The organism is Novosphingobium sp. (assembly GCF_032093395.1).
Lineage (GTDB): Bacteria > Pseudomonadota > Alphaproteobacteria > Sphingomonadales > Sphingomonadaceae > Novosphingobium.
The window spans coordinates 36,339-47,690 of sequence record NZ_DAMDBA010000036.1; the positions used below are offsets into that span (position 1 = coordinate 36,339).

General features: G+C 65.5%; 10 protein-coding genes. 7 read left to right on the forward strand and 3 right to left on the reverse strand.

Features of this window, described 5'->3' with window-relative positions:
• Nucleotides 1–132: 132 nt before the first annotated feature.
• From RT424_RS13420 to RT424_RS13450, 7 genes are all read left to right on the forward strand, one after another.
• Nucleotides 133–831 carry a prepilin peptidase gene (locus RT424_RS13420; RefSeq protein WP_313438966.1) on the forward strand — a complete coding sequence of 233 codons (699 nt, stop codon included), beginning with the start codon at nt 133–135 and terminating at the stop codon, nt 829–831.
• A gap of 129 nt (nt 832–960) precedes the next feature.
• Nucleotides 961–1,980 (forward strand): Flp pilus assembly protein CpaB, encoded by a 1,020-nt coding sequence (gene cpaB, locus RT424_RS13425; RefSeq protein ID WP_313438969.1) that lies wholly within the window; start codon nt 961–963, stop codon nt 1,978–1,980.
• A 59-nt stretch (nt 1,981–2,039) separates the two neighbouring features.
• A complete protein-coding gene (locus tag RT424_RS13430) occupies nt 2,040–3,596 on the forward strand; it encodes a type II and III secretion system protein family protein (RefSeq protein WP_313438972.1) in 1,557 nt (518 codons plus the stop codon).
• Nucleotides 3,597–3,604: 8 nt separating this feature from the next.
• Nucleotides 3,605–4,258 carry a CpaD family pilus assembly protein gene (locus RT424_RS13435; protein ID WP_313438975.1) on the forward strand — a complete coding sequence of 218 codons (654 nt, stop codon included), beginning with the start codon at nt 3,605–3,607 and terminating at the stop codon, nt 4,256–4,258.
• 3 nt (nt 4,259–4,261) lie between these two features.
• On the forward strand, nt 4,262–5,563 hold the full coding sequence (locus RT424_RS13440) for a pilus assembly protein CpaE (RefSeq protein ID WP_313438978.1): 1,302 nt from the start codon (nt 4,262–4,264) through the stop codon (nt 5,561–5,563).
• 28 nt (nt 5,564–5,591) lie between these two features.
• On the forward strand, nt 5,592–6,563 hold the full coding sequence (locus RT424_RS13445; protein ID WP_313438981.1) for a type II secretion system F family protein: 972 nt from the start codon (nt 5,592–5,594) through the stop codon (nt 6,561–6,563).
• Between the two features lie 19 nt (nt 6,564–6,582).
• Nucleotides 6,583–7,593 (forward strand): type II secretion system F family protein, encoded by a 1,011-nt coding sequence (locus RT424_RS13450; protein WP_313438984.1) that lies wholly within the window; start codon nt 6,583–6,585, stop codon nt 7,591–7,593.
• A gap of 4 nt (nt 7,594–7,597) precedes the next feature.
• Here the strand turns inward: RT424_RS13450 and RT424_RS13455 are convergent, their stop codons facing one another.
• The 3 genes from RT424_RS13455 to RT424_RS13465 form a co-directional block, all read right to left on the reverse strand.
• Entirely contained in the window at nt 7,598–9,049 is a 1,452-nt protein-coding gene (locus RT424_RS13455) for a hypothetical protein (RefSeq protein WP_313438987.1), read from the reverse strand.
• 134 nt (nt 9,050–9,183) lie between these two features.
• Nucleotides 9,184–9,792: a GTP cyclohydrolase I FolE gene (folE, locus tag RT424_RS13460; protein WP_313438990.1), complete on the reverse strand. Its 609-nt coding sequence runs from the start codon at nt 9,790–9,792 to the stop codon at nt 9,184–9,186.
• Nucleotides 9,789–11,327, reverse strand: a complete 1,539-nt coding sequence (locus tag RT424_RS13465; protein ID WP_313439003.1) for a phospholipase D-like domain-containing protein — start codon at nt 11,325–11,327, stop codon at nt 9,789–9,791. The genes folE and RT424_RS13465 overlap by 4 nt, the downstream gene beginning before the upstream one ends.
• Nucleotides 11,328–11,352: the final 25 nt, after the last annotated feature.

Here is an 11,352-nt window from a genome sequence, read left to right on the forward strand (position 1 = left end):
GCGAAAAGCGGCTGAAAACGGGCTTGCTCTCGGTTGCGGGAATGGTCACCTGGCTGACTTGGGCCTCGATACTTGGTTACTGTTTCGTAAGCGGTATCCGCTAGATCGCGCCCCGGACCTAGGGGAAACACGATGCCGGGCGGAGCCTTTTCGTATGCATTGCTGCTGGCATTGGCAATCGCCCTGCTGGTCGCGGCCTTCACCGATCTCAAGCGGCGCGAGATAGACAACGCCCTCAATCTCGCGATCGCCCTGGCCGCGCCGCTATGGTGGTGGTCCATGGGATTCGGTTGGAGCGCGGTTGCCTGGCAGGTCGGGCTCTGCGTGATCACTTTCGCCGTGGCCTGCGCCCTCTTCGCCCTGCGCCAGATGGGGGGCGGTGACGTCAAGCTGCTCACGGCTTTGGCGCTCTGGTTTGCGCCGGCCCATTTCGGGCAGGTCATCGTGCTCATGGCGATGATCGGTGGCGGTGCCTCCATCGCCATGGCCGCGTTCAACATGGAGCGCATGCCGGGCGAAACCCTTCGCGATGCGATCGGCTGGATCGTTGCGATCGGATGGGTGCTGCTGGCGGGCAGCATCGTCCATGCACTGGCGATGCACCGCCCGTTGATGTCGCCGCAGCGACTGGAGGCCATCCATCTCGCGGTTCCGCAGACCTGGCTGCTGGTCGTTGCAGCACTCGCGGTGGTCGCGCTGTTTCTCTTCGGGTTCCGCCATATCATGCGCCGCCAGAAATCGCGCCTGCCGATCCCCTACGGTGTCGCCATTTCGGCGGCCGCGCTCTGGGTGATCGCCGAACAAGCGTTGTTCACGCAGGTTTCTGGATGAACTCGATTTTAACCAATTTAAGCGATTCTACGTAGGTAGGCCCGATCACGATTTGCAGTGATTTCGGACCTAGGGGTTACGGCTTCGGATGCCTGGTTTTTCCGAAGACATGCAGGGGGTCGCTTAGACATGGATAGGAAGAAGCTGGTGCTGCTGGTTGCCGCGCTGCTGATAGCAGTGGTGACGGCGATGGCTGCCCGCTCGATGTTCGCCGGTTCGGCCGCGCCCCAGGCCCAGGCCGTGGCGACCGCGCAGCCCACCGGCCCCAAGGTTCTCGTCGCCCAGCGCGCCTTGCCGGTCGGCACGATCATCACCGCCGACGCCGTGTCCTACCAGGACTGGCCCAGCGAACTGGTGAAGGACGCCTATTACATCGACGGAAAGGCCGACATGCAAAAGCTGCTCGGCACCGTCGTCCGCTTTCAGATCACGGCAGGCCAGCCCGTCACGCAGGGTGCGCTGGTGGCGCCGGGCGACCGTGGCTTCCTGGCTGCTGCGCTCGGCCCCGGCATGCGCGCCGTGACCATCCCGGTTTCCGCCAGGACCGGCGTCGGCGGCTTCGTCTTTCCGGGCGACCACGTCGATCTCGTGCTCACCCAGCAGGTCGCCGGCAACGACGGTGGCCAGAGCCTGCGCGCCTCGGAAACGATCCTGCGCAACTTGCGCGTGCTCGCGACCGACCAGGCTACCGACAACGAAGTGGTGGACGGCAAGACCGTGGTCCATGCCTTCAGCACGGTCACGCTCGAAGTCACGCCGCGCATTGCCGAGAAGGTCGCCGTGGCGCAGGAAATCGGCACGCTCAGCCTTTCCCTGCGCGCCATTGCCGACAGCCAGGTCGAGTTCGAGCGCATCCTTGCCAGCGGCGATGTCAAAGTGCCCGAGGGCGCGACGCGCGAGCAGGAAGAGCAGCTCATGCGCAATGCGATGAACCGCCCCATCGAAGGCGCTTCCACCTACATGACCGGCGGGGACGTCTCCCGCTTCCAGCGGTCGAGCCGTCCCGCGACGGGCGCCGAAGTCGCCGCCCGTACCGTGGCCGTTGCCGCCGGACCGCAAGCACCTTCCGCCGCGCCGGTTCGCACCGGGCCGGTCGTGCGGGTGACGCGCGGCAAGGAGACCACCGAAGAACCGGTGGGCAAGAATTGATGTCCGAGGCCACCATTATGCCCGCAATCGTTCGCATCCCTTCGTCGAAAGTTTCCACGATGCAGACGCGCCTTCTGAAATCCATGCTGCGTGCCTGTGCCTCCTCCGCACTGGTGGCGGCCTGCGCAATCGCCATCGTGTCCGCACCCGCCGGAGCCCAGTCAGTGATCGCGCCCGCGCAGGACATGACGCTTTCGATCGGCAACGGCCAGCTGGTGAACGTGCCGGGCGCCATGGCCGACGTCTTCGTCGCCAACGACGCCGTGGCGGACGTACAGGTCAAGACTGCAAGGCAGCTCTACGTCTTCGGAAAGGCCGGCGGCACGACGACGGTCTACGCCAGCAATGCGGCGGGCGCGGTGATCTGGTCTGCGACCGTCCGGGTCGGCTCCAATCTGGACAGCGTCGATGCGATGCTGCGTCTCGCCATGCCGGAGGCCCGGATCGGCGTTTCGACGATGGGCTCCAGCACTTTCCTGCTGACCGGCACGGTGAAGACGCCCGATGACGCGGCCGAGGCGGAACGCCTCGTCCAGGCCTATGCCGGCAAGGAAGCGAACGTCATCAGCCGCCTGCGCATGGCCACGCCGCTCCAGGTCAACCTGCAGGTCCGCATTGCCGAAGTCAGCCGCTCGCTGGTCAAGTCGCTCGCGGTCAACATGTCGACGATCGACGCCACCAGCGGCTTCAAGTTCGGCATCGGCCAGGGCGCGATCAAACAGCACGTGCCGGGCCTGCCGCTCGGTGTAGGCGGCGATGTCGAAGTTACCCTGCCCGATGGCACCAAAGTTCCCGGCAGCAGTGTCGCCACCAATTCCACCGGCAGCACGCTGGCCGCGGCCGGCAAGCTGCTCGGCGTGAACATCCTGGGTTCGCTCGACGCCGGCGAAACGGTGGGGCTCGTCACCACCCTCGCCCAGCCGAACCTCACCGCGCTGTCGGGCGAGACGGCGGAGTTTCTGGCGGGCGGCGAATATCCGATCCCGATCAGCCAGGCGCTGGGCACCACCTCGATCGAATACAAGAAGTACGGCGTCAGCCTCAGCTATTCGCCGACAGTGCTTGCCAACGGCCGGATCTCGATGCGCGTGCGCCCCGAAGTCTCCGAGCTTTCGAGCCAGGGCGCGGTCAACTTCAACGGCTACGAAGTGCCCGCGCTGACCGTGCGCCGCACCGAGACCACCGTGGAACTCGGCTCGGGCCAGAGCTTCATGATTGCCGGGTTGCTCAGCAACAATTCCACTAACACCATCCAGAAGCTGCCCGGCGCCGGCGACCTGCCGATCCTGGGCTCGCTGTTCCGGTCCACCAGCTACGGCAGGGGCGAGACGGAACTGGTGATCGTGGTGACGCCCTACCTCGTCAATCCGGTGGACGCCTCGCAGATCGCCCTGCCGACGGACGGGTTCAATGCACCCAACGATCTCCAGCGCCTGCTCGGCAACATGGAGAGCGACGGCAGCAGCGGCGGCAAGCGCCCCGAGGCCAGGACGAACGCAACGGGTGACACAACCGGCCTGGGTGCGGGTGCAGCTTCAGCCCCGGCGCCCGCAAGCGGAAAAAGTGCCAGGCGCCCGGCGGATACCGCCGCCCGCCCCGGTTTCAGCCTGAAGTGAGAAAGATGATGTCGACGTCCAATCCTATCGCGCGCCGCATCCTCGGCACTTCTCTCGCATTCTCGCTTGGCCTGCTGCTGGCAGGGTGCGGCGGCATGCCCACCAATCGCTCGATGAACAGCGTGCACCAGCCGGTGGTCGAACGGGTCAACTACACGCTGGACGTACGAACCGACGGCTCCGGTCTCGGCTCCGGCGAACCCACCCGACTTGCGGGCTGGTTCGAGGCCATGGGCCTCAAGTATGGCGACCGGGTCTACCTCGACGATCCCTCGGGCAATCCGGCCGTGCGCGGCGCCGTCGATGCGATGGCGGGGCGCCATGGCCTGGTGCTCGCCGAAGGCGTTCCGGTGACGGAAGGCTACATCGATGCGGGTATCGCGCGGATCGTCGTCGTGCGATCGAAGGCCTCTGTCCCCGGCTGCCCGGACTGGTCGACCGGCAGCGACTTCAATCCCAACAACGGCCTTTCCGGCAACTACGGCTGCGCCACCAATTCCAACCTGGCCGCGATGGTCGCGAACCCGGAAGACCTGGCCCACGGCGCCCGCGATACCGGAGAGACAACGGTGATGAGTTCGTCAAAGGCGATCGAAGCCTATCGCAAGGCCGCACCGACCGGCGGCAATTCCGTTTCGGCCACCTCCAGCAAGGCGAACTGATCCATGAACGCACCCTGGAAATCGGGCGGCGGCCAAGGTCGCGGCCAGTTCGCCGCCTACATGTGCGACGACGCCTCGCTCGACGTGCTGCGCCCCATCGCGCTCGAAATGGGCTGGCCGCCGGAAATGTGCAACCGGGGCGGCCTGCGCAACGCGGTCCAGTCGCTGTCGATCTCCGCAAGCCCGAACATCCTCATGGTCGATCTGTCGGAAAGCGGCGATCCCCTCAACGACATCAATGCCCTGGCCGAAGTCTGCGAGCCCGGCACGGTCGTCATCGCCGTTGGTCAGGTCAACGACGTTCGTCTCTATCGAGACCTGCTCGCCAGCGGCATCCAGGACTACCTGCTCAAGCCGCTGACGCCCGGCATCGTCCGCGACACCCTGGCCCACGCGCAGGCAGTGTTCTCCGCCCCGCGCGGCCATGAGGCAGGCACGGCGCGGTCGCATTTCTCGACGGCGGTGATCGGCACGCGCGGCGGGGTAGGCGCCTCCACGCTGGCGACCTCGCTCGCCTGGCTGTTCAGCGCCGACGACAAGCTGCCGACCGCCCTGCTCGACCTCGACATCCATTTCGGCACCGGAGCGCTCTGCCTCGACCTGGAGCCGGGCCGCGGCCTGACCGACGCCATCGAGAACCCGAGCCGCATCGACGGTCTGTTCATCGAACGCGCGATGATCCGCGCGAACGACAACCTGGCGATCCTTTCGGCCGAGGCAGCCATCGGCACCCCGCTGATGACCGACGGTTCGGCCTTCATCCAGCTTGAGGAGGAATTCCGTCAGGCTTTCGAGATGACCGTGATCGACATGCCGCGCAACATGCTGATCAATTTCCCGCAACTGCTGGCCAATGTGAATGCCGTGGTTCTGGTGGTGGAAATGACGCTGGCATCGGCGCGGGACACGATCCGCATGCTGTCCTGGCTCAAGGCGAACGCCTCTCACGCCCGCGTCTTCGTGGTGGCGAACAAGGTCCAGCCGAGTCTGGCCGAGATTACCAAGGCCGATTTCGAAGCCTCGATCGAGACGACCCTGCAAGTGACCATTCCCTACGACCTCAAGGCGGCTTCCCTGGCCGCCAAGCTGGGACGGACCTTCGCGGACACCAATCGCGGCAATCGCGCCGGCACCGCGATCCGCGATCTTGCGCGGATGATCCTCGACGAGTCCGGCGACACGGCAACCGTAACCAGTGAAGCAGGAACCGGCGGGGCGACCGTCAAGCCTTCGCTGCTGGGCAAGCTCGATCTCAAGGCCTTCATGGGCAAGGCCGTGGCGAAGAAGGAAACGGCTCCTCGCTGAGGGGCTGCGAAGTGGGCACCGATCGGCCATGAACATGATGCAGCTCCTCCTGGTGGCAGTCGGCCTGCTGAGCGCGGCGGCACTGGTCTGGACCGCCTTTTCCGGCCCGTCCCCCGCCAAGGAATCCACGCGCCGTCTGAAATCGGTGCGTTACCGCCACTCGCAGAGCACGACCGATCGCGTGGAGGCGCAGATGCGCAAGGCCGTAGCGGCGCGACGGCCGATGACGCACAAGAAGGCCGGATCGGGCTCGCGGATCGATGCGCTGGCCCTGCGCCTGCACCGTTCCGGTGCCAGTTGGTCGATCAATCGATACCTCGCTACCTCGGCAGGACTTGGCTTGGTCGTGGCCCTGCTCGTCGCGCTGAAGACCGGCGCGCTGGCCCTGGCGCTTGCGTTCGGCCTGTTCGTCGGTGCCGGCATCCCGCACTTCGTGCTGAACAAGCTAATCGCGCGGCGGACCAACGCCTTCAACGCAAAGTTTCCCGACGCGATCGAACTGCTGGTACGCGGCCTGCGTTCGGGCCTGCCGGTTACGGAAACGCTTGGCGTCGTTGCCAAGGAAGTACCCGGGCCGGTCGGCGAGGAATTCAAGCTCATCACCGAACGCATCAAGATCGGCCGGACCATGGAGGACGCCCTTCAGGACACCTCCGACCGGCTAGACATCCCGGAATTCAGCTTTTTCTGCATCACCCTGGCCATCCAGCGGGAAACCGGCGGCAACCTGGCCGAAACCTTGGCGAACCTGTCCGACGTGCTGCGCAAGCGCTCGCAGATGAAGCTGAAGATCCGCGCGATGAGTTCGGAATCGAAGGCATCCGCCTATATCGTCGGCGCCCTTCCCTTCATCGTCTTCGGCATGATCTGGTGGATCAACCCCGGTTACATCGGCACCTTCTTCACCGACGACCGCCTGACCGTGGCGGGCCTGGGCGGCGCCGTCTGGATGGGCATCGGCGCCTTCATCATGGCCAAGATGGTCAGCTTCGAAATCTGAGCGCAGGACAGACCGCAAGATGCCACAATCCGGCCCCACCCTCCTCGGTTTCGACGTCATCTTCGTCGGTACCCTGCTCTCGATGGTCGCTGCCTTCGCCGTGATGCTGGCGATCTATGCCGCCATCACCGTGCGCGATCCCATGGCCAAGCGCGTGAAGGCGCTGAACCAGCGGCGAGAGGCGCTCAAGGCCGGTATCACCGCCGCGCCGCGCAAGCGCCAGAGCGTGGTGCGCCGCAACGAAACCACCGACCGGATGGGCGCTTTCCTGGGCAAGCTGAAGATGCTCCAGGACAGCCAGTTGCGGGACATCGAACAGAAACTGGCCCAGGCCGGCATCCGCAACAAGGAATGGGCCGTCGCCGTCGTCTTCGCGCGGCTGGTCGCCCCGATCGTGCTGGGCGGCACGGCGGCGCTGGTGATCTACGGGATAGACTATTTCCCGCAGTGGAGCAGCTTCAAGCGTTTCATCGGCTTCGCGGCAATGTTGATCGCCGGCTACAAGGGGCCGGACATCTTCATCAAGAACATGATCACCAAGCGCACCGACGCGATCCGCAAGGGCCTGCCCGATGCGCTCGACCTGCTGGTGATCTGCGCCGAGGCCGGCCTGACCGTGGACGCCGCCTTCGATCGCGTCGCCCGCGAACTCGGCCGTGCCTATCCGGAGCTGGGAGAGGAGTTCTCGCTCACTTCGATCGAGCTGTCGTTCCTTACCGAGCGGCGCCATGCCTTCGAGAACCTGGCCTATCGCGTCAATCTCGATGCCATGCGCGGGGTCGTCACCACGATGATCCAGACCGAGCGCTACGGCACGCCGCTGGCATCGGCACTGCGCGTGCTCTCGGCAGAATTCCGCAACGAACGCATGATGCGCGCCGAGGAGAAAGCCGCGCGCCTGCCCGCGATCATGACCGTACCGCTGATCCTGTTCATCCTGCCGACGCTGTTCGTGGTCATCCTCGGCCCCGCCGCCTGCTCGATCGCGGACGCCTTCTCGGGCGGGACGCCTCACGCTCCGACGAAATGACGCCCTATCGAGAGCGGGGAACGTATACGACCACGCCGTCCGGCCCGCGATAGATCCGCTTCCAGCGGCGAGAGCGGGCCAGTTCCCCGGCCAGTGGCGCGTTGTGCTCTTCCTGGATCACGAAGGCGGCAGGGTGCCATTTGGCGATGACGTCCACCAACGGCACATAGCCGTTCTCGATCCCGCCGTTGTAGCGCCATTCCTCGCGCGCATAGCGGTAGTAGCGCCCGTCATAGGCCACGTGCCAGGCCGGCCACCCCATGTCGATCACGGCCCCGCCGTAGGGAAAGTCGGCATAGATGGTGCCGCGCACATCCTGTCGCTTCAGGTGCGCGAGCGCCTCCAGCGGCAGGCTCGGGGCGAAGCGGGTGGGCGCCAGAACCGGCACGCTCACCGCTACCAGACCGAGGGCCGCAAGGGAAATCCAGCGCGGCATCTGCCGATCTTCCGGCTTACTGTGCCAGGATGCTGCCCGTGCGATCACCGGGACCATGGCGATCGCCCAGAACAGCACGAAGCGATAGGCCGTAAGGGTAAGCGCAAACAGCGCCAGCGCCAGCAGCAGTTCGAACGGCTCCACAGGTCCGCGTCCGCGCAGCAGCAGAGCGATCGCCACGGCGACCGTGACCAGCACCGGCACGGCGTTGATCCAGTTGCTCTCGATCCAGAGCGGCCGCCATTCGCTGGCGCCGATCGCCAGGCTCATCTCCGCATTGGTCGCCGAGATCGACAGGATCGAGAAACCATCCGGCGTGGCGAACATCGCCCCGATCGCCACAAGCGTCAGCACCGCCGGAGCGAACGGCAATGGCCGAGTGCGATCGCGCAGGCATGCGATGGCGCCCACCGCCGCCTGAAGCCCCAGCGCCAGAGCCGCCACGCTGACCGAAGGATGAAGGTTCTGCCACAGCACCAGCAGCGGCGCACCCAATGCGACGGTCGCCAACGGCCGGAGACGCAGCCGTTGCAGGGCGAGCAGCAGGCCGAAGCAAAGCGCCGCGTAGCTCTGCGGCCGGATGCTCGCGGTCGGCAGGGCCGCCATGAATACGAGGATCAGCGCAAGTGCCACGGCTTCGCGCGATGCCCCCCTGGCGCGGCATGCACCCGCGACCGCCCAGAACCCGCCGAGCCAGCAGAGCGCGTCGTAAAGCCTCAGCGCATCCCAGCTGCCGATGCGGCGTACGAAGGCCATGCTGGCCTGGGCCAGCCAGCCTACCGCCGGTAGCGGTTCGCCCAGGTGAAGCGCCGCGAACGGCTCGCGAGAGATCGGGCCACCGTGCGCGAGGATGATCTCCCCAAGCTTGAGCTGCCAGAAGATGTCCACGTCCCACACGCGGCGCAGCAAGAGCACCGCCAGCATCGCCGCGGGCACCAGCATGGCGGCCAGCGCCAACCAGCGCCGGCCGGGTCCGTCCTCGACGGCGGGCAGTTCCCCGGTTTCGATCGGTCCGCTCAAGATATCCCCCTGGGAAGCCCGGCACGCTGCCCGGCATCCAGCCTCCTTCGCCGCGGCGCGGGGCGCTTTTCAAGCCCCCGGCGCCGGACAGGCGGGGATAATCGCAGTCGCTCTATTCGTGTGTGGGGCCGGCGTCAGTAACCCATCAGGCTGAGCACTTCCTTGCGGCTGCGCTCATCGTCGAGGAACGTGCCCATCATGCGGCTGGTGATCATGCTCACGCCCGGCGTGCGCACGCCGCGCGCCGTCATACACGCATGGCTGGCCTCGATCACCACGGCCACACCCTGCGGCTGGAGATGGTCCCAGATGCACTGGGCCACTTCGGCGGTCAGGCGCTCCTGGATCTGGAGGCGGCGCGCGAAACCATGAAGAACGCGGGCAAGCTTGGAAATGCCCACGACATGGTCCTTCGGCAGATAGGCGATTGCCGCCTTGCCGATGATCGGCGCCATGTGGTGCTCGCAATGCGACTGGAATGGAATGTCCTTGAGCAGCACGACTTCGTCGTAGCCGCCCACTTCCTCGAACACGCGGCTGAGGTGGACGGCAGGATCTTCGCCGTAACCCTGGCAATATTCCTTCCAGGCACGTGCCACGCGCTTGGGCGTGTCCAGCAGCCCCTCGCGGGAAGGATCGTCACCGGCCCATTCGATCAGCGTGCGGATCGCCTGCTGCACATGGTCGGGGACGGCCGGCTTGCCCAGCGGGTTGTCCTCGTCGGGACCGTCAAGGCTGCTCATCCCTTCTTACTCCTTCGCAATCTGTCCATCAGGCGCAGCCGCAGGAGCTGCCCCTTGCGGCGGAAGAGACCGCGCCGCTCGATCGGCTCGAACATCTCACCGGGTCGTTCCGGATCGAGCAGAGCACTTTCACCGAGCGCTCTTTCAGCTTCGGTGAGATGTTTCAAGGGCAAGGGTTCCAGATGTTTGCCCGAAGGCACAAGGCTTTCGATGGCCGCCAGCATCGAGCCATGGCGATCGAGCGCCTCGGCGATGGCAGCCTCCGTCACCCCGCAGTGCTCGGCGAGCAAGCGATGGCGCAGTCCCGTGATCGCTGGCGTAACGTGGGCATTGGCCGGGCGCGCGGCATCGATGAAGACGTCGCACTCGGAATCGAGCCCCATCGAGCGGTTGTTCATGTTGGCCGATCCGACCCGCAGGATCTCGTCGTCCACGATCATCAACTTGGCGTGGACGTAGATCGGCGTTCCATCCGAGGTCACGGGATAATAGATCCGGAACCGGCCGGTGGGATCCGCATTGCGCAAGGTCCGCACGAGTTCCACCCGCGCCGTGTCCATCGCGATCTGCTCCAGCCAGCCATCGGCAGTCAGCGGATTGATGATGAGGAATTCCGGCGGATCGTCTTCCAGCAACCGCTCGCAAATCGCTTCGGCTATGGCCCGCGACGCGAAATACTGCGTTTCGGCATAGACAAAGCGCTTGGCCCGGCGGATCTGCTCCACGAACAGCGCCTCGATCTCGCTGACTTGCGCGCAGTCGCCATATTCGGCCCGCGTGCGAGCTATGCCGATCTCGACATTCTCAAACTCGGCACGAAGTTCCTCCGGCCAGGGTGACGTCTGCTGCGGGGTACAGGGCGGGATTTCCGCGCCGCCTGCCACCTTCCAGCGTTCGCGCCCCAGATCGCCCAACCGCGCGGCAACCTCGCCTTCCATCACCATCGTCACGTCGTGCCAGGGGCCATAAAGCCGCCCTGAAGGTCGCTTGCGTCGGGTATCGCCGGGAAGATGGTCCGGCGTATCCCAGCGGTCGGAGGTCATGTCGATTCCGCCGCAGGCCGCGAAGACATCGTCCACCACCACGATCTTCTGGTGGTGGCTGCATCCGATCGGATGGGCGCCGTCGAACTTGAAATCGATTCTCTCGCGCCGCGCCCAGCGGATGAGGTCGAAGACCATCGTGCCGCGAAAGAGCGACTTGATCAGCGAGACGTTCCACTTGAGCAGCAGGATTTCCAGCTTTGGATTGTTCCTGACCAGCCAGACGACGAAGGATCCCAGGCGCGCCGGAAATCTCTCGTGGTGACCCCGCTGCCACCAGCGCCGTCCGGACGACAGCAGGATCCGCGAATCGAAATCCCAGCCAATCATGAAGATGCGCTGCTGCGCCTCTTCCATGACGCCGCGCATAAGTTCGAAATAATCCGCCGCGTCGATCACGACGTAGGCACGTGTCGCCTTGGCATAGCGCCAGACAGAAGGTGAAGCCGAGCCTTCGCCCTGGCCTTCCCCGTTAGCCGAGTTCTGTATCATCACCTGCCTTGCTGGATCACCCGTC